Source organism: Arthrobacter sp. P4_F10 (genome assembly GCF_056401435.1).
Window position 1 is genome coordinate 208,602 of the sequence record NZ_JBFUJJ010000001.1, and the last position, 18,602, is coordinate 227,203.

An 18,602-nucleotide genomic window follows, 5' to 3' on the forward strand; every position below is an offset into this window, starting at 1 on the left:
TCTAGCGCCCCAATTTGGCCAGAATGGCAGTCAGCTCCCGGTCCGTTATGCCATTGTGGCGTAAGAAATCACCGGTCTTCACGTGGCGCACGAACCGCAAGAGGCTTTCCGACCGCGTTTGGAGCAGCGGAGCCAGAACTTCCTCGGGCAGATACCGTTCGTGGGGATGCGGGACAGCCGCCTGCCTGAGGTGCTCATTGATGCCCCGCATGGAGCGCTGGTAGCCGCGCACAATGGCCTCGTCGCTGTCGCCGGCGAGGTCCTGCAGCATGGCGGCGATCATGCCGCTCCGGTCCCGCCCGGCAGAGCAGTGGATGACCACGCCGCCCTCCGCGGCCGCCACTGCCTTAAAGACGCCGGCCAGGAGGTGCGGGAACAGCCTGGCGTTGTCGCCATAACAGACAGGGTCGTTCAGGTAGGGCACACAGAGCTCGCGGAACTCGCTGTTGCCCGGGTCTTCGGTGGGGGCCAGCACGACGTCGAAACCGGCCAAGGCTGCCCCCGTCACCGGCGGGTCGGTCTCCCGGCGCCGGATTTCCGCTTCGTTGCGGAGATCCACGACCGTCCGGATGCCGCCGTCGTACACCTGCCGCCAGCCGGCCTCGGTCAGCCACTCGCGGCGTCCCATCCGGAACACGCTGCCGGCGACGTGCCAGGCGTTAACCGCTCCGTCCCACGCCATCGCTCCGGGCACGGCCGTCCTCCTGGCATGGCCTCCGGGCGCGGCAGGAATCGTCATCCAGAAAGCTAAACACACGCACCGGTGCCGATCCACGGGAGGATTCACAAAAGTTATACACAACGGGACGATTGCCATGGTGCGGGTCGACGCTTCCGCATAGGGTGGCGGTGTGCCCGGTGGCCGCCGGGCCCACTTCAGCTCGCCTGCAGCCGGGACTGAGACCTCTTCGCGGCACGCTTTCACGGCACGGGCGCTGAAACCAGCGTGCAACCGAGGAGAACACCATGGGAACTCTGAAACTTCGACGCCGGCGAACGGCTCTTGCGGCCGGTCTCGCCACCCTGGCAGTGGCGGCCAGTTTGGCGGCGGCGCCGGCGCAGGCCGTAGACAAGGCCAACTACATCGCGCTGGGAGACTCCTACGCCGCCGGGCTGGGGGCGGGGCCGTACCTGGATGACTGCTACCGCAGCGAGAACACCTATTCCGAACTCGCTGCCCACAAGAAATCCATCAAACTGGTCGCGAACGCGGCCTGCAGCGGCAAGACGACCCAAGACGTTGTGAACACCCAGCTGAGGCAGCTGAACAAGGGCACGGAACTCGTCACCATCACGGCCGGCGGCAACAACCTCCGGTTTGCGGAAATCCTCGCCTCCTGCGGCGCCGCCATGGTTAATCCCGCCGCGGGTCCGCTTTGCGACGCTGCCAGCGCCTACGCTGAGGGCCAGATCTCCAGCCATAAGCTGGCCGGTGACGTGACCGCGATGATCCAGCGCGTGAAGGCTGCCGCGCCCAACGCCAAGGTTGTGGTGACGGGCTACCCGTACCTCTACGATCCGGTCGCCCCCGGTCAGGCTGATCCGATGTCCCTGTTCATCTACAAGTCCACACTCCTGGCTGACGGCTTGAACGGCTCCATCGCCGCCGCCGCCCGGGCCACCGGAGCGGAGTACGTCGATGTCCGGGCCGCTTTCGCCGGTCACGGCGTGAACTCAGCAGCCCCGTGGATCAATCTCGACCGTTCGGCCCTGGCCAGTCCCGAAAACTTCCACCCGAACGCCCGGGGCTACGAGGCGTACTTCGCTTCGCTTAATGGGGCCAAGGCCTACTCGGCACCCTGACGCCGCTTGGCCAGCCTGGACTCAAGGGCGTTCCGGACCATCGGCCACTCGTGTTCCAGGATGGAAAACACAACTGTGTCCCGCAGCGCCCCGTCAGTGCTGCGCGTGTGGCTGCGGAGCACACCGTCCTGCTTGGCGCCCAGCCGCGCGATCGCCTCACGGGACTGGTGGTTGAGCCAGTGCGTCCGGAACTCGACGGCGGGGCAGCCCAGCGTCTCGAAGGCGTGCCGCAGCAGCAACAACTTGGAGTCCGGGTTGGTGCCGCTGCCATGTGCTGACGCCGCGTTCCAGGTGGAGCCGATCTCCACCCGGGGCGTTGCGGCGTCGATGTTCATGTAGGTGGTCATGCCGATCACCCGGCCCGCTGTGCCCGTAGCGGGGTCGAGCAGCCGCGTGGTGAAGGGCAGCATGTCGCCGCTGTCCTGCAGGGCCAGGCGCCGCTCAATCTCGGCGGCCATGTGTTGCGGCGCGGGCACACTGGTGTACCAGAGGTGCCACAGCTCACCGTCGCGGGCCGCCTCGACGAGGCCGTCGTGGTGGTCCGGGCTCAGCGGTTCAAGGACGACATATTTGCCGGTCAGGGTGATGGGGGCGATCGCGGGGCGGTCCAGGGAAGTCACCGCACCATCCTAGGGGCACGGTCACGCGCCGGTCACTTGGTCCAGTCGAAGAAGCCCTTGCCGGACTTGCGGCCCAGTTCCCCGCGGGCGACCTTGTCCCGCAGGATCTGCGGCGGAGCGAAACGATCCCCCAGCGTGGACTGCAGGTACTCCGCGATGCCGAGGCGCACATCCAGGCCCACAATGTCGGTGGTCCGCAGCGGGCCTGTGGGGTGCTTGTAGCCGAGGACCATGGCGTTGTCGATGTCTTCGGCGGTGGCCACGCCCTCTTCCACCATCCGCATCGCTTCGAGGGCGATCGCGACGCCAAGCCGGGAGGAGGCGAAGCCAGGCGCGTCGTTGACCACGACGGCGGTCTTGCCGAGCGCCTCGACCCAGYCGCGGGCGGCCTGCGCCAGGGCGTCGGAAGTCTGCTCGCCGAGGACCACCTCGATCAGCGTCGACGCCGGCACCGGGTTGAAGAAGTGCAGGCCCAGGAAGTTCTGCGGCCGCTTCAGCTCACGGGCCAGCCCGTTGACGGACAGCGACGACGTGTTTGACGCGAGGTAGGCGCCGTCGGCGAGCCGTTCCTCGATACCGCGCAGCGCGGTGACCTTCAGGTCCCAGTCCTCCGGAACAGCCTCGACCACCAGCTGCCGGCCGGCGAAGTCGTCGTAGTCCACCGTGACCGCGAGCCGGGAAGCCATCTCGTCCAGGTTGCCATCCACGGCGCCGCGCTCGAGGCTCTTGGCAGCGGCGGACTCGACCCGCTCCCGGGCGGCCTCGGCCGAAGCCTCGTCGCGCTCGACGACCACCACATTGGCTCCCTTGATCAGGAAGGCGTGGGCGATGCCTGCGCCCATGCGGCCGCCGCCGAGAACCCCGACGGAGTGGGGAAACTTGCTGCCGGGAAGGTTACTGTCGGGGAGTACGGAGTTGCCCATGTCTATTTCTGCTTCCCGGATTCTTTGGCTGACTGCTTCTCTGTTTTCTTGGCTGATTTCTTATCCAAAAAAGTCTGCATACGGTCGAACTTGGCCTGGGATTCGAAGAGGATCCCCTGCGCCAGCTGGTCAATGAGGGGATGCGCCTCGGCCGGGGCGTGGAACACGGATTTGGTGATCCGGACGGCGAGCGGGTCCTGCGAGGCGATCCGGTCGGCGAGCCCGTGGGCCGCTGCCATCAGCCCGGACGGTTCGTGGATTTCGGTGATGAGGTTGACCGCGAGGGCACGGTCTGCGCGCAGCACGGCACCGGCCAGCAGCATTTCCTTGGCGACGGGCTCCCCCACGAGTTCCTTGAGGCGCCAGCTGGCGCCGGCGGCGGCCAGGATGCCGAGTCCGGTTTCGGGATTGCCGATCCGGACGGACGGGGTGCCGATCCGGAAGTCGGCGGCGTAGGCCAGTTCGGCGCCGCCGCCGAGGCAGAAGCCGTCGAGGGCTGCGATGACGGGCATCGGCAGCTTGGCGATCCGGACGAAAATGGTGGAGTTGATGCCCTGCAGGGCATCGTCGCGGCGCCGTTCGCGCAGCTGCCCGATGTCGGCGCCAGAGGCGAAAACCCCGGCGGCGCCGGCGATGATAAGGATTTTCGGGTGCTGCTCGAGATGGGCGCAGACGGCGTGGAGTTCGTCGACCATCTGCTGGTCGATCGCGTTGCGGACCTCGGGGCGGTTGAGCACCACCACCACGCGGTCCTCGCGCTCTTCGACCAGGAGCGTGCCGAAGCCAGCCGCGTCGAGGGCCAGTGCCGGGGCCGCCACTACACGCGCTCCAGCAGCATGGCCGTGCCCTGGCCGACACCGATGCACATGGTGGCGAGGCCGATCTTCGCGTTTTCGCGTTCCATCCGCCCCAGCAGCGTGATCGCGATCCGGGAACCGGACGAACCGAGCGGGTGGCCCAGGGAGATCGCGCCGCCGTCGCGGTTCACAATCTCCGGGTCAAGGCCGAGCCGGCGCATGCTGGCCAGGGACTGGGTCGCGAACGCCTCGTTCAGTTCGACGGCGCCGAGGTCCCCGACGCTGAGGCCGGAACGGGCGAGTACCTTCTCGGTGGCCGGGACCGGTCCGATGCCCATGATTTCGGGCTCGCAGCCGGCGGAGGCGCCGTCGATAATGCGTGCCCGGGGCGTGAGGCCAAGCTTCTGGATCGCGGCTTCGGAGGCCACGATGATGGCGGAGGCGCCGTCGTTGAGGGTGGAGGAGTTGCCTGCCGTGACGATCGAGCCGCCCTTGACTACCGGCCGGAGCCCGGCGAGGACGTCCATGGTGGTGCCGGCGCGGGGGCCCTCATCGGTGTCCACCACGGTCTCGCCCTTGCGGGTCTTGACGGTCACGGGGACGATTTCCTCGGCGAAGCGGCCGGCGGCGATGGCGGCCAGGGCGCGTTCGTGGGAGCGGACGGCGAAGGCGTCGGCGTCCTCCCGCGAGATGCCGTCAACCCGGCCCACCTCTTCCGCCGTCTCGGGCATGGAGTAGGTCATCTTGCCGTCCCGGGAGAGCTCTCCCTTAGTGAACTGCGGGTTGACGAAACGCCAGCCGATGGAGGTATCGAATATTTCCCCCGGTTTGGCGAAGGCGGTCCGGGGTTTTTCCTGGACCCAGGGGGCCCGGCTCATGGATTCGACTCCGCCGGCGATCACGATGTCCGCGGCGCCGGACTTGATCATGTGGCTGGCCATGATGATGGCGCTGAGCCCGGAGGCGCAGAGCCGGTTCACGGTGATGCCGGAGATGTGGAGGGGCAACCCGGCAAGTAGGGTGGCCATGCGGGCCACGTTGCGGTTTTCTTCGCCGGCGCCGTTGGCGTTGCCGAGGATTACCTCCTCGATGCTGTCCGGATCGACGCCGGCCCGGGCCACAGCCTCACGAACCACCAGTGCGGCCAGGTCATCGGGGCGGACTGCGGAGAGGGCGCCGCCGTAGCGGCCCACCGGGGTGCGGGCGCCGCCAACAAGAAAAGCCTCGACCATGAGAACATCCTTCACCAAGAAAGCGGGGCCGGCAGCAGAGTAATTTACCGACCGTTCGTTCTATAAAGATTACACGGTGGGCCAAGGGGGTCAACCGGATGCCGGCGGATTACGCGACGACGACGCCCAGATGGGCCGCGAGCAATGGGGCGAGCAGGGTGAGCTGGTCGTCGTCGACCACGAGGCCGGCCAGGCTACCCAGGCCGCTGATCGTGCGGAAATCGGCGCCCCTGAGGTCGAAGTCCTTGAGCCGGGCCCCGGAGAAATCAAGGGTGCCGATCGTGCAGTTCTTCAAGGCGACCCGCGTGGCGGTGCAGGAGCCCAGATCCAGCTCGTTGATGATGCAGTCACTGATCTGCACGTCCGTGAGCTTGGACCCGCGCAGGTTCACATAGTCGAGTTTGCCGCCGTCGATCCGCACCGATTGCCAGCCACAATCATAGAGTTCGGCCGATCCCCAGCGGGGGTTGCTGATCTCCACATCCCGCAGACTGGTCCGGGCTGCCATCAGCACGGGGGCGTAGACCTCGGTCAGGATGCAGTCACGGAAAGTGGCACCGCGCAGCTGCGTCTCATTGAAGGAGACCCCGGCGAATTCGCACTCGGCGAAGTCCGTGGCGCCAAGGTCCAGGCCGTCTGCCGACGCGCGGCTGTACCGGACGCCGTCGTACCGAACACCCCGCCGGAATTCCGGGGCAGGATCGTCCCGCAGCTCCCCCGGCCGGACCGGCTCGAGGCGGGGTGCGGTGACCTTGGGTGCCTTGTCCGCCGCAGCGCGCCGCACCATCACAGGGACTCGGCTTTGGCGGCGATGTCCGCCAGGTCTTTGGCCAGCGCCTTGCGGGTGATGCGCATCCCGAGCGGGCCGAACACGGTGAGCATGATCTTGCTGAACCGGGTTGGTTTGATGACTTCGGCGCCGAAGGTCAGCGTGAGGTCCGTTCCGCCGTCGCGCTCCGCCAGTGCGAACCTGGAGGTGTAGTCGGCGCCGCCCTGGAGGGCTTTCACCGTGGTGCTGCCGCCCCGGCCGGTCGACGGCGCCTCGGACTGGGAAACCCACATCTCCACCGTTTCCGAGCGCCCCATCATGGTGCGGGTTTCCTTCCAGCGGGTGCCCACGGCATAAGGTCCGTCAGTGAGCATCTGGATCGAATCGACGCCGGACAGGGTCGCGGCGGATCCCGGAATGTCCGACACCACCGCCCACACCGAGTCCGCCGGAGCATTGATGTGCTGCGTGAGAGTGGTCTTGTGGTCCATGACCTCGAGCCTAGCCCGCGGGCCGGGAGAATTTCACCCTTGCGCCAACCGCCCAGGCCGCGGCCGGCGTCGACGCACCGCAGGATCATCCCGGGAGACCCTTGAATTAGTAAGCATGCTTTGTGTTATGGTGATTGGACAGTGAATTTCAACCGGAAACGAAAGGTGGCCAACACCATGGGCGTCGGAGACAAGATTCAGAACGAAGCAGAGCACCTCGGCGGCAAGGCCAAGGAAGCTGCTGGCAATGCCACTGACAACGACCAGCTTCGAGCCGAGGGCCAGCGGGACCAGGTTGTAGCCGATGCGAAGAAGGTCGGCGAAAACGTCAAGGACACCTTCAAGAAGGACTAGTCCTTAAAAAGTTTGCGGCGCCGGATTTTCCTTTGGGGGATGTCCGGCGCTGCTTTTTTGTGCCCGTTTGCGAGAATGGCCCCACACAGCCGATAAAGGGGACACCATGGCACGCACCCAAGCAGACCACGGCCAGAGCGTCAGCCGGAATCTCAGCAACGTCGACTTGAGCCGGGCCAGCGCTGCCGCCGGCGGTTCGCCGGTGCTGCGCGGCTACCTGGCGACGCCGGAGGGCGACGGGCCTTTTCCTGCGGTCCTGATGGTCCACGAAGCGTTGGGCCTGGACGACATCACCGTCCGCCACGCCAACCGCATGGCGGCCGCCGGTTACCTGACGCTGGCCGTTGACCTCTTCAGCGACGGCGGCGCCCGCCGCTGTCTCGTGGCCACCATGCGTGCGTTGGCTGCGGGCGAGGGCCGGGCCTTCACCGATCTGGCCACCGCCCGGGACTGGCTCCGGGAATCCGGCCGGACCACGGGCAAGATCGGCGTGATCGGGTTCTGCATGGGCGGCGGCTTTGCCCTGCTCCTGGCCAATGACGGCTTCGACGCCGCAGCCGTCAACTACGGCCGGCTCCCCAAGAACCCGGAGGAGGCCCTCGCCGGGGCCTGCCCGATCGTGGCCAACTTCGGCGGCAAGGACCGCACCCTGCGTGGTGGGGCCGCGAAACTCGAGTCCGTGCTCGACCGCCTGGGTGTGGCCCACGACGTCAAGGAATTCCCGCACGCCGGGCACGCCTTCCTCAACGATGTGGAGACCGGGCCGAGGCCGCTGCGACCACTGTTCCGGGTCATGGGCATCGGCCCGGACCCGGAATCGGCCCCCGAAGCCTGGCAGCGGATCGAGGACCACTTCGCCCAGCACCTGAGGCCCTGAGCCGTGCGTACACGCCGACTCAGGGACAATTGAGCCCCAGGATTGCCGCCACGTCGCGGGACCCAGTCCCGGGCTGAGCGCCCCAGCAATTCGCTACGGATCCGGGCCGGCGACGCGCAAACGGCCCGGCGCTGCTGGTATACCCGTAGCGCCGGGCCATTGCCTTGTCACGGAACGTTTTCCGTAGCGGAACCGGGCCGGTGTGTGGCGGGATGTCCGCGTTCGTCCCTGCTCCCGCCTGACGACGCTCCATCCCAGTTGCTCGGTGCCGGACCCCGCTTCACCTCTACGCACTGCCGGGGTTTCGCGGGCACGTAGAGGTGCGGTCAGCAGCAACTGGGCGGGAGCGTCACTGCGCCATCGGAAGGGTGCCCGTGGGCCGGCGCTTAGCCCGCGTGGTTCTGGAATTCACGGGCGCGGTTGCCTGCCCGCAGGAGGGGCGCGAAGAACGCGGCGAGCTCCGCCGTCGCTGTCAACGGCAGGACGTTCGCCACATACTGGTCAGGCCGCACCACCACCACCGCGCCGCCGCGGTCGATGCCGCGCAGCTCGAAGATGTCCGCCGTCGGATCCGTGGCGTAGACCTTCTCGAGGTAGGTGAGCTGGAACGGGCCCACCTGCGGCTTGAACGCCGCCGGCACGGCGCCGATGTCGAGGTTCGTGTGGTCCTGCTGGTAGATCACGTTCACGTCGAACCAAGCATCACGGTCCGCCCCCTCGGGGGTGGCGGCGAGGGGCGAGTCCGGCGAGTTCGCGATCCAGTCGGCGAACTCGGCGACGGGCGACGCCGCGCCCTGCTCGCCCGCGCCCTGCTGGCCCGTTTGCGGCGCTGCCGCGTCCGCGAAGACGTAGATGCGCCACCGACCGTCCGCCTTCGCCTGGTGGCCGAGGTGCACCGGGTTTGTGTCGCAGACCCGCACGACGGGCGCGGACTTGAAACGCTTGCCGATGGTGAACCCGGCGGCCAGGTCCTGGTGCGCCGGCCCGCCGATGAGCATGGAGGGTGCGTACTGGGTCATGAAGCCTGCCGGGAATTCGGCGGTGCTGACATAAAAGTCCTCGAGCTCGGAGGGGCTTTCGAACTCCTCGGGCTTCTTCGCCATCAGCGTCGACCACTCCTTGTCGAAGTCGATGAGGTTCTTCGCGATGACCTGGCGCTCGGCCGAGTACGTGGACAGCAGGCTCTCCGGACTGCGGCCCTCGAGCACGTGTCCGAGCTTCCAGCCCAGGTTAAAACCGTCCTGCATGGAGACGTTCATGCCCTGGCCGGCCTTGGCGCTGTGCGTGTGGCACGCGTCGCCGGTGATGAACACCCGCGGCGTGCGGGTGCCCCGCTGCTCCGGCAGGACGTCGTCGAACCGGTCGGTGAGGCGGTGTCCCACCTCGTACACGCTGTGCCAGGCGACGTTGCGCACGTCGAGCGTGTACGGGTGGAGAATTTCGTTCGCCTTGGCGATGATCTGCTCGATGGTGGTGTTGCGGACCGCGCCTTTGTCGTTGGGGTCCACCTCGCCGAGGTCGACGTACATGCGGAAGAGGTGGCCGCCTTCACGCGGGATATGCAGGATGCTGCCGCCCCGGCCGGACTGGATGGCGCATTTGAGGCGGATGTCGGGGAAGTCCGTGTTCGCGAGCACGTCCATGACACCCCAGGCATGGTTGGCCTGGTCGCCGGCGAGCGTGCAGCCGATCGATTCCCGCACCTTGCTCCGCGCGCCGTCCGCACCGACGACGTACTTGGCGCGGACAGTGCGTTCCTGGCCCTCGTAGGGGCCGGCCGTGTGCAGGAGGGTCACGGTGACGGGGTATTCGCCTTCACCGGTGACCTCGAGGCCGCGGAACTCCAGGCCGTAGTCCGGCGACATGCGGGTGGGCGAGTTCGCCATGAACTCGCCGAAGTAGTCCAGCACGCGGGCCTGGTTGACGATCAGGTGCGGGAACTCACTGATGCCGGCAGGGTCGTCCACGGCGCGGGCGCTGCGGTGAATGCGGGACGGGTCCGCGGGGTCCGGCTTCCAGAAGGCCATTTCGGTGATGCGGTAGGCCTCGGCGATGATCCGCTCGGCGAAACCGAAGGCCTGGAAGGTCTCGACACTCCGGGCCTGGATGCCGTCGGCCTGGCCGATGGCGAGCCTGCCGGCGCGGCGCTCCACGATCCGGGTCGTGACGCCCGGGAACTGGGAGAGTTGCGCGGCGGTGAGCATGCCCGCAGGCCCGGTGCCCACAATGAGCACGTCGACCTCGTCCGGAAGCTGCGTGGGACGGTCGATGCCGACGCCGGCGGCCGGCTGGACTCGCGGGTCACCGGATACGTAACCGTGGTGGTGGAAATGCACGGGCTTTCCTCACTTCGTTGTGTGGCGGTCTGTCGCCGTCGTGGTGTTCGATATTAGAACTTGACGTTCGATAATAGAATTTTGATTCCCAATCCAAAACTGTACGGCAGATATGACGCGGGTTACAAGCACTTTGGAAATTGCCGAAAAGGGGCTTGACGTTCCACGGATCCCGGACCATAGTTTTCGTATACGATTTCGTACTCGATGAGGAGTAACTCTTGGAACAGGTCACCGACCACATCCTGGCCGCGGCCCGCAAGGTCATCGCGGTGCACATCAACTACCCCAGCCGGGCAGCCCAGCGCGGCCGCACACCCGAGCAGCCTTCCTACTTCCTGAAGCCGTCGTCGTCCCTGGCAATCGGTTCGGCAGCAGCCCCCTCAAGCGTGGAGCGCCCGGCCGGCTGCGAACTCCTCGGCTACGAGGGCGAGATCGCCCTGATCATCGGCAAGCCCGCCCGTCGCGTGGGCATCGAGGACGCGTGGAGCCATGTCGAGTGGGTCACCGCCAGCAACGACCTCGGCGTCTACGACCTCCGCTACGCGGACAAGGGCTCTAACCTCCGCTCCAAAGGCGGCGACGGCTTCACGCCGGTGGGACCGGGCATGATCGCGGCAGACGCCGTCGATCCCGCCAAGCTGCGGATCCGCACCTGGCACAACGGCGAACTGGTCCAGGACGACACCACCGGGGACCTGCTCTTCCCGTTCGCCCGGCTCGTGGCCGATCTGTCCCAGCTGCTCACCCTCGAAGAGGGCGACATCATCCTCACCGGCACCCCCGCCGGGGCTTCGGTGGCCAAGCCGGGCGACGTCGTCGAGGTTGAAGTCAGCGCGACGACGGGAGGCGCCGCCGGCGCTGAATTGACCACCGGCCGGCTGGTCACCCGGGTGGCGGAAGGCACGACGCCGTTCGCAGACTTTGGCGCCCGGCCCAAGACCGACGATCTGCAGCGGGAGGAAGCCTACGGTTCCCGTGAAGCCGCCGGCCTCGCCGCCGTCGGACCTATCCTGTCCCCGGAACTGAAGGCGAAGCTGGAAAGCGTCTGCACCGCCACCCTCTCCTCCCAGCTGCGCAAGCGAGGCCTGAACAACGTCAGCATCGACGGCCTGACCTCCACCCGGCCGGAGCAGCGGATCGTGGGCCTGGCCCGGACCCTGCGCTACGTCCCCAACCGCGAGGACCTCTTCAAGGCCCACGGCGGCGGCTTCAACGCCCAGAAGAAGGCCATCGACTCCGTCAACGAGGGCGAGATCCTCGTGATGGAAGCCCGCGGCGAAAAGGGCACCGGCACCATCGGCGACATCCTGGCCCTCCGCGCCCAGGTCCGCGGCGCCGCCGCCATCATCACCGACGGCGGCGTCCGCGACTTCTCCGCCGTGGCCGCCATGGACATGCCCACCTACTATGCCAACCCGCACCCCGCAGTCCTGGGCCGCCGGCACATCCCGTGGGACACGGACATCACCATCGCCTGCGGCGGCACCACCGTGCAGCCCGGGGACATCATCGTGGCCGACGCGGACGGCATCCTGGTGATCCCGCCGGCCCTCGCCGAAGAGCTCGCGGACGACTCCATCGCCCAGGAACGCGAGGAGACCTTCATCGCCGAAATGGTGCAGCAGGGCCACAGCGTGGACGGGCTCTACCCGCTCAACGCCGCATGGCGGACCCGCTACCAGGAATGGGAAGCCGGCAAAGCCCATGACTGACACAGCTGCCACGGCCACTGCAACAGTGAGCAAATCCGAGCAGGCCTATGCGGCCATCAAGTCGCGGATCGTGGACGGGACCTACTCCCCCGGCTACCGGCTGGTGCTGGCAAAGATCGCCGAGGACCTGGGTGTCAGCGTGGTCCCGGTCCGCGAAGCCATCCGCCGGCTCGAGGCCGAGGGCCTGGTCAAGTTCGAGCGGAACGTCGGCGCCACGGTGGCCGGCATCGACCCCACCGAGTACCTCTACACAATGCAGACGCTCAGCATCGTCGAGGGCGCCGCCACAGCACTCTCGGCTCCGCTGATCGGGGAGGCGGACGTGGCCCGCGCCCGGGCCGTCAACGCTGAGATGCGCGAATGCCTGCAGCACTTCGACCCCGTCCGGTTCACCCGGCTGAACCAGGACTTTCACAGCGTCCTGTTCGAGCACTGCCCCAACCCGCACATCCTGGACCTCGTGCACCGGGGCTGGAACCGGCTGGCGTCCCTGCGCTCATCCACGTTCCGCTTCGTCCCCGGCCGCGCCCACGAATCCGTGGACGAGCACGAGGCCCTGCTGCAGCTCATCGAGTCCGGCGCCAGCCCGGATGACATCGAAAAGGCCGCCCGCCGCCACCGCAGCGCCACCCTGGACGCGTACCTCGCCCAGGCGGCGGCAATCGAGCTCCCGACCCCGCAGACCACACAGCAGTAAGGAAAAACAATGACGTTCACTGCCGAATCCACCCAGACCCACTACGTTCCGAAGGACCTTCCCACCCACATCCAGCACTACATCAACGGCGAATTCGTTGATTCGGTGGGCGGGGCGACCTTCGACGTCCTGGACCCGGTGTCCAACCAGAACTACGCCACCGCCGCCGCCGGCCAGAAGGAAGACATCGACCTCGCCGTCGCCGCCGCCCGCGACGCGTTCACCAACGGACCGTGGCCGAAGATGAAGCCCCGCGAACGGGCCCGGATCCTGAACAGGATCGCCGACGCCGTCGAGGCCCAGGAGGCACGCCTCGCCGAGCTCGAAACCTTCGACACCGGCCTGCCCATCACCCAGGCCAAGGGCCAGGCGCTGCGCGCGGCCGAGAACTTCCGCTTCTTCGCGGACCTGATCGTGGCCCAGTTCGACGACGCCATGAAGGTCCCCGGCGCCCAGATCAACTACGTCAACCGCAAGCCGATCGGCGTCGCCGGCCTCATCACCCCGTGGAACACCCCGTTCATGCTCGAATCCTGGAAGCTCGCCCCGGCCCTGGCCACCGGCAACACCGTGGTCCTCAAGCCGGCCGAATTCACTCCCCTGTCCGCCTCGCTGTGGGCGACGATCTTCAAGGACGCCGGCCTTCCCGACGGCGTGTTCAACCTCGTCAACGGCCTCGGCGAGGAAGCCGGCGACGCCCTGGTGAAGCACCCGGATGTCCCGCTGATCTCCTTCACCGGTGAAACCACCACGGGCCAGACGATCTTCCGCAACGCCGCGGCCAACCTCAAGGGCCTGTCCATGGAGCTCGGCGGCAAGTCACCGTGCGTCGTGTTCGCCGACGCCGACCTCGACGCCGCGATCGACTCCGCGCTGTTCGGCGTCTTCTCCCTCAACGGCGAACGCTGCACCGCCGGCTCCCGGATCCTGGTGGAACGCGCCGTGTACGAGGAATTCTGCGACAAGTACGCCGCCCGGGCCAAGAACATCGTGGTGGGCGACCCGCACGACCCCAAGACCGAGGTCGGTGCCCTGGTCCACCCGGAGCACTACGCCAAGGTGGCCTCCTACGTGGAGATCGGCAAGTCCGAGGGCCGGCTGCTGGCCGGCGGCGGCCGCCCGGACCACCTTCCCGAGGGCAACTACATCGCCCCCACCGTGTTCGCCGACGTCGCCCCGGACGCGCGGATCTTCCAGGAGGAGATCTTCGGCCCCGTCGTCGCCATTACCCCCTTCGATACCGACGAGGAAGCCCTCGCCCTGGCGAACAACACCAGGTACGGGCTGGCGGCCTACATCTGGACCCAGAACCTGACCCGGGCGCACAACTTCTCGCAGAACGTCGAGGCAGGCATGGTCTGGCTCAACAGCCACAACGTCCGCGACCTCCGCACCCCGTTCGGCGGCGTCAAGGCCTCCGGCCTGGGCCACGAGGGCGGCTACCGGTCCATCGACTTCTACACCGACCAGCAGGCCGTCCACATCACCCTCGGCACCGTTCACACCCCCAAATTCGGCGCCTAACAGCGCACACCACCCCCCTTTCAAAGAAGAGAGAACACCATGACCAACTTCGTCCCCACCCCCACCGTCCCGGCCCCGGACATCGTCCGCTGCGCTTACCTGGAACTCGTGGTCACGGACCTCGCCAAGTCCCGCGAGTTCTACGTGGACCTGCTGGGCCTGCACGTCACCGAGGAAGACGAGAACACCATCTACCTGCGGTCCCTGGAAGAGTTCATCCACCACAACCTGGTGCTGCGCAAGGGCCCCGTGGCCGCTGCGGCCGCCTTCGCCTACCGGGTGAAGTCCCCCGCCGAGGTGGACGCCGCCGAGGCCTACTACAAGGAACTCGGCTGCCGCACCGAGCGCCGCAAGGAAGGCTTCACCAAGGGCATCGGCGACGCCGTCCGCGTCGAGGATCCGCTCGGTTTCCCCTACGAATTTTTTTACGAGACCGAACACGTCGAGCGCCTCACCCAGCGCTACGACCTCTACTCGGCCGGCGAGCTGGTCCGGCTGGACCACTTCAACCAGGTCACCCCGGACGTCCCGCGCGGCCGCAAATACCTCGAGGACCTGGGCTTCCGCGTGTCCGAGGACATCAAGGACTCCGACGGTGTCACCTACGCCGCCTGGATGCACCGCAAGCAGACCGTGCACGACACCGCACTGACCGGCGGCAACGGCCCGCGGCTGCACCACATTGCCTTCGCCACGCACGAGAAGCACAACATCATCCAGATCTGCGACAAGATGGGTGCCCTGCGCATCTCCGACCGGATCGAACGCGGCCCCGGCCGGCACGGTGTCTCCAATGCGTTCTACCTCTACATCCTGGACCCGGACGGCCACCGCATCGAGATCTACACGCAGGACTACTACACCGGCGACCCGGACAACCCCATCATCACCTGGGACGTCCACGACAACCAGCGCCGCGACTGGTGGGGCAATCCCGTGGTCCCCTCCTGGTACACCGAGGCTTCCCTGGTCCTGGACCTCGACGGCAACCCACAGCCCGTCATTGTCCGTGAGGAAAAAAGCGAGATGGCCGTGACCGTGGGCGCGGACGGCTTCTCCTACACCCGCAAGGAAGAGGACGGCCCCGCCGGAGAAAAGACGGGCTTCAAGCTCGGAGCGCAGGTTTAGCGTGCTGGATCCCGCGACCATCGAGGCGATCGCAGACGAACTGGTGGAAGCCGGCCGGCGCCGGACCCCGGTCCCCCGTCTGACGGCCCGCTACCCGGACATGTCGGTGGAGGACTCCTACGCCGTCCAGCAGCTGTGGCGGCGCCGCAACGAGGACGCCGGACGGGCCCTGGTGGGCCGCAAGATCGGCCTCACGTCCAAGGCGATGCAGGCCGCCACCGGCATCACCGAACCGGACTATGGCGCCATCTTCGATGACATGGTCCTGGAGACCGGCTGCTCGGTGCAGTGGGACCAGTACACCCACCCGCGGGTCGAAGTGGAACTGGCGTTCGTGCTGAAGAAGGACCTGGCCGGTCCCGGCTGCACAATCTTCGACGTCCTGAATGCCACCGACTACGTGGTCCCGGCCCTGGAGATCCTGGACTCCCGGATCGAAATGGAGGGCCGGACCATCGTGGACACCATCGCCGACAACGCCGCAATGGGCGCCATGGTGGTGGGCGGAAACCCCGTCCGGCCCGACGCCGTGGACCTCCGCTGGGTTTCCGCCATCCTCTACAAGAACCAGACCGTGGAGGAAACCGGCGTGGCCGCCGGTGTCCTGGACCACCCGGCTAACGGCGTGCACTGGCTGGCCAACAAGATCGCCGCCCACGGGGACGGCATGAAGGCCGGCGACATCATCCTCGCCGGCTCCTTCACCCGGCCCCTCTGGGTGTACAAAGGTGACACCGTGCACGCCGACTACGGACCCCTGGGAGTTGTGACATGCCGCTTCGAGTAGAACCAGACCCCACCTTCCGTGACGCCCTGCGCAACCAAACGGGCGGCGCCGGCCGCCCGCTGGCCGGGATGTGGGTCTGCTCCGGCAGCCCCCTGGTGGCCGAACTGTGCGCGGGTGCCGGACTGGACTGGCTCCTGATCGACGCCGAGCACAGCCCCAACGGCCTCGAATCCATCCTGGCCCAGCTGCAGGCCGTCCACGGCTACCCGGTCCAGGCCATGGTCCGTCCGCCGGTGAACGACACGGTGCTCATCAAGCAATACCTGGACCTGGGAGTCCAGAACCTGCTGATCCCCATGGTGAACTCCGCCGCCGAGGCGGAGGCCGCCGTGGCCGCCACCCGCTACCCGCCGCACGGCGTCCGCGGCGTGGGCTCTGCCCTGGCCCGGGCCGCGCGCTGGAACCGGACCCCCGACTACCTCGCCCGCGCCTCCGACACCGTCAGCGTCACCGTGCAGATCGAATCCGAAGCCGCCGTCGCCGCCGTCGAGAACATCCTGGCGGTGGACGGCGTGGACGGCATCTTCCTGGGACCCGCCGACCTCGCCGCTTCCATGGGGCTGCTGGGCCAGCAGGAACACCCCCGGGTGCGCGCCGCCGTCGAACACTGCCTTGCCGCCGCCAAAGCGGCCGGCAAACCCGCGGGCGTGAACGCTTTCAACCCCGCCACCGCGCGCCACTACATGGCAGCCGGCGCGGCCTTCGTGCTGGTCGGGGCCGATGTGTCCATCCTCGCCCGCGGCTCCGAGGCACTCGCTGCCGACTACATCCCAGCGGACCCGGTGGTGGGGCCTGCCGACACCCCTGCCAGCTACTGAAGATCCGCGGCGTTAAACGCGACGGCGGCGGCAACCACCTGGTCGAGGTGATTGCCGCCGCCGTCGCGCTACGCGMCGGACCGGTGGGTCCTAGCTGTAGAGCTCGCTCTTGGGCGCGTTGTTCTTGACCTTCTGCCAGCCCAGCCACAGCACCAGGGCGAAGAACGGAACGGTGGCCAGGGTCCACAGGCCCAGGTGGAAGACCTCGCCGGTCTTGCTGGTCATGGTGTCGAAGCCGATCAGCACGGTGATGGCCAGCAGCGCGACCAGTCCGGCCCAGCTGGTCCAGGGCGAGCCCGGCATGGGGAGGCTGGAGACGCGGCCCTTCTGGTGGCGCAGCGCGATCTGGCTGGCGAAGATGGCGCCCCACGTGAAGATCACGCCGATGGACGCGGTGTTCAGCGCGAGGTCGAAGGCGTGCGAGCCGCCCAGCCAGATGTTCAGCAGGATGCCCACGAGGTAGAAAGCGGCGATCGCGAGGATGGCGGCGTACGGCACGTGGCGCTTGGACATCTTGGTGAGCCACTGCGGGGCATGCCCGTTGTTGGCCATGGTGCGGAAGACACGGCCAATCGAGTACAGGCCCGAGTTGCAGGAGGACAGCGCGGCGGTGATGACGATCATGTTCATCACGTCGCCCACCCAGCCGAGGCCCATCTGGCCAAACACGGTAACGAACGGGGACACGCCGGCCTTGTACTGGTCGGAGGGCAGCAGCATGGCCAGCAGCAGCACGGAACCGACGTAGAACACCACAATGCGCAGTACGACGGCACGGATCGCCTTGGGCACTTCGCGCTTGGCATTTTCCATCTCGCCTGCGGTGATGCCGACGAGTTCGATGCCGTTGTAGGCGAAGATCACGGCGTTGAGCACGAGGACCATCACGAGGGCGCCCTTGGGGAACATCCCGCCGTCGTCGGCAAAGAGGTTGGCGACTGAGGCGTGGCCATCGCCCACCTTGGCGTTGGTGACCACCATGAAGGTGCCAACGGCCAGGAAGATCAGGATGGCGCCAACCTTGAGGCAGGAAGCCCAGAATTCAAACTCGCCGAACGCCTTGACGCTGAGCAGGTTGACGGCCACCAGCAGCGCCAGGGCGGCAATCGCGGAGGCTTCCACCGGGACATTGGGGAAGAAGAACTGGAAGTACAGGCCGATCGCGATCAGTTCCGCGATCCCGGTCATGCCCCAGTTGATGAAGTACATCCAGCCGGAGAGGAAGGCGCCCTTCTTGCCGAACATTTCGCCGGCGTAGCTGACGAAGGAGCCCGAGGTCTGGCGGTACATGATGAGCTCGCCCAGTGCCCGCATGAGCAGGTAGGCGATCACGCCGGCAATGGCGTAGGAGAAGATCAGCGCCGGGCCCGTGGAGGCCAGGCGTCCGCCGGCCCCCATGAACAGGCCGACGCCGATTGCGCCACCCATCGAGATCATCGTCACGTGGCGGCCGCTCAGGGTCTTCTTATAGCCCTCGGCGCTGAGGGTCGAGTCGACGGCGGATTCCGCTGGCGCGCTCTTGAGTTCTGTGGGGGTAAGTGATGGCACAACGGTTCCTTGTAGGTCGAATTATGGCCGGGACGGGACCGGGATTCGGTTACACAGCATTCGGGTTCTGCCCGGTGGGGCAGCCTCGTGTACCGAACCTCACAAAGTCAAAGCTTCGCGCGGCTCATCCATCGTACTAGAATTCCCGGCTTGGCCGTGACGCGGGCAACACCAGATGGGTAC

At 67.2% G+C, this 18,602-nt stretch carries 18 protein-coding genes; 9 read left to right on the top strand and 9 right to left on the bottom strand.

What is annotated here, in order from left to right:
• Position 1: 1 nt before the first annotated feature.
• On the bottom strand, positions 2-682 hold the full coding sequence (locus AC1DR1_RS00965) for a tyrosine-protein phosphatase (RefSeq protein ID WP_229994791.1): 681 nt from the start codon (positions 680-682) through the stop codon (positions 2-4).
• Positions 683-966: 284 nt separating this feature from the next.
• Between AC1DR1_RS00965 and AC1DR1_RS00970 the strand changes: the two genes are divergently transcribed.
• The gene (locus tag AC1DR1_RS00970) at positions 967-1,803 is read left to right on the top strand and encodes an SGNH/GDSL hydrolase family protein (protein WP_476992063.1); all 837 of its coding nucleotides are present in this window, start codon (positions 967-969) and stop codon (positions 1,801-1,803) included.
• Here the strand turns inward: AC1DR1_RS00970 and AC1DR1_RS00975 are convergent.
• The 6 genes from AC1DR1_RS00975 to AC1DR1_RS01000 form a co-directional block, all read right to left on the bottom strand.
• The gene (locus tag AC1DR1_RS00975) at positions 1,788-2,423 is read right to left on the bottom strand and encodes a GNAT family N-acetyltransferase (RefSeq protein ID WP_476992064.1); all 636 of its coding nucleotides are present in this window, start codon (positions 2,421-2,423) and stop codon (positions 1,788-1,790) included. The two genes, AC1DR1_RS00970 and AC1DR1_RS00975, sit on opposite strands and share 16 nt — an antisense overlap.
• 32 nt (positions 2,424-2,455) lie before the next feature.
• Positions 2,456-3,346, bottom strand: a complete 891-nt coding sequence (locus AC1DR1_RS00980; RefSeq protein ID WP_476992065.1) for a 3-hydroxyacyl-CoA dehydrogenase family protein — start codon at positions 3,344-3,346, stop codon at positions 2,456-2,458.
• Positions 3,347-3,348: 2 nt separating this feature from the next.
• Positions 3,349-4,164: an enoyl-CoA hydratase/isomerase family protein gene (locus tag AC1DR1_RS00985; RefSeq protein WP_476992066.1), complete on the bottom strand. Its 816-nt coding sequence runs from the start codon at positions 4,162-4,164 to the stop codon at positions 3,349-3,351.
• On the bottom strand, positions 4,164-5,375 hold the full coding sequence (locus AC1DR1_RS00990; protein WP_229994782.1) for a thiolase family protein: 1,212 nt from the start codon (positions 5,373-5,375) through the stop codon (positions 4,164-4,166). The genes AC1DR1_RS00985 and AC1DR1_RS00990 overlap by 1 nt, the downstream gene beginning before the upstream one ends.
• Positions 5,376-5,484: 109 nt before the next feature.
• Entirely contained in the window at positions 5,485-6,162 is a 678-nt protein-coding gene (locus AC1DR1_RS00995) for a pentapeptide repeat-containing protein (protein ID WP_476992162.1), read from the bottom strand.
• Positions 6,162-6,635, bottom strand: coding sequence for an SRPBCC family protein (locus AC1DR1_RS01000; RefSeq protein WP_364745065.1), 474 nt, complete (start codon positions 6,633-6,635; stop codon positions 6,162-6,164). The genes AC1DR1_RS00995 and AC1DR1_RS01000 overlap by 1 nt, the downstream gene beginning before the upstream one ends.
• Before the next feature lie 177 nt (positions 6,636-6,812).
• Between AC1DR1_RS01000 and AC1DR1_RS01005 the strand changes: the two genes are divergently transcribed.
• Together AC1DR1_RS01005 and AC1DR1_RS01010 are read left to right on the top strand one after the other, a co-directional pair.
• Positions 6,813-6,989 (top strand): CsbD family protein, encoded by a 177-nt coding sequence (locus tag AC1DR1_RS01005; protein ID WP_229994789.1) that lies wholly within the window; start codon positions 6,813-6,815, stop codon positions 6,987-6,989.
• Positions 6,990-7,095: 106 nt separating this feature from the next.
• Positions 7,096-7,866 (top strand): dienelactone hydrolase family protein, encoded by a 771-nt coding sequence (locus tag AC1DR1_RS01010; RefSeq protein WP_229994779.1) that lies wholly within the window; start codon positions 7,096-7,098, stop codon positions 7,864-7,866.
• Positions 7,867-8,252: 386 nt separating this feature from the next.
• Here AC1DR1_RS01010 and AC1DR1_RS01015 read toward each other — a convergent pair whose 3' ends face one another.
• A complete protein-coding gene (locus tag AC1DR1_RS01015; protein WP_476992067.1) occupies positions 8,253-10,202 on the bottom strand; it encodes an FAD-binding monooxygenase in 1,950 nt (649 codons plus the stop codon).
• 221 nt (positions 10,203-10,423) lie between these two features.
• Between AC1DR1_RS01015 and AC1DR1_RS01020 the strand changes: the two genes are divergently transcribed.
• Genes AC1DR1_RS01020 through AC1DR1_RS01045 form a run of 6 tightly spaced genes read left to right on the top strand, consistent with a single transcriptional unit; the run spans position 10,424 to position 16,871 of the window.
• A complete protein-coding gene (locus tag AC1DR1_RS01020) occupies positions 10,424-11,917 on the top strand; it encodes a fumarylacetoacetate hydrolase family protein (RefSeq protein ID WP_476992068.1) in 1,494 nt (497 codons plus the stop codon).
• Positions 11,910-12,614, top strand: a complete 705-nt coding sequence (locus AC1DR1_RS01025) for a GntR family transcriptional regulator (protein WP_476967488.1) — start codon at positions 11,910-11,912, stop codon at positions 12,612-12,614. The genes AC1DR1_RS01020 and AC1DR1_RS01025 overlap by 8 nt, the downstream gene beginning before the upstream one ends.
• A gap of 9 nt (positions 12,615-12,623) precedes the next feature.
• Positions 12,624-14,138, top strand: coding sequence for a 5-carboxymethyl-2-hydroxymuconate semialdehyde dehydrogenase (hpaE, locus tag AC1DR1_RS01030; RefSeq protein WP_476992069.1), 1,515 nt, complete (start codon positions 12,624-12,626; stop codon positions 14,136-14,138).
• Positions 14,139-14,177: 39 nt separating this feature from the next.
• Positions 14,178-15,266: a 3,4-dihydroxyphenylacetate 2,3-dioxygenase gene (gene hpaD / locus AC1DR1_RS01035; protein ID WP_229994774.1), complete on the top strand. Its 1,089-nt coding sequence runs from the start codon at positions 14,178-14,180 to the stop codon at positions 15,264-15,266.
• Between the two features lies 1 nt (position 15,267).
• On the top strand, positions 15,268-16,053 hold the full coding sequence (gene hpaH / locus AC1DR1_RS01040; RefSeq protein ID WP_364745050.1) for a 2-oxo-hept-4-ene-1,7-dioate hydratase: 786 nt from the start codon (positions 15,268-15,270) through the stop codon (positions 16,051-16,053).
• Entirely contained in the window at positions 16,038-16,871 is an 834-nt protein-coding gene (locus AC1DR1_RS01045; RefSeq protein WP_364745047.1) for an HpcH/HpaI aldolase family protein, read from the top strand. The genes hpaH and AC1DR1_RS01045 overlap by 16 nt, the downstream gene beginning before the upstream one ends.
• 90 nt (positions 16,872-16,961) lie before the next feature.
• Here the strand turns inward: AC1DR1_RS01045 and AC1DR1_RS01050 are convergent, their stop codons facing one another.
• Positions 16,962-18,419, bottom strand: a complete 1,458-nt coding sequence (locus tag AC1DR1_RS01050) for an amino acid permease (protein ID WP_229994771.1) — start codon at positions 18,417-18,419, stop codon at positions 16,962-16,964.
• Between the last annotated feature and the right edge of the window lie 183 nt (positions 18,420-18,602).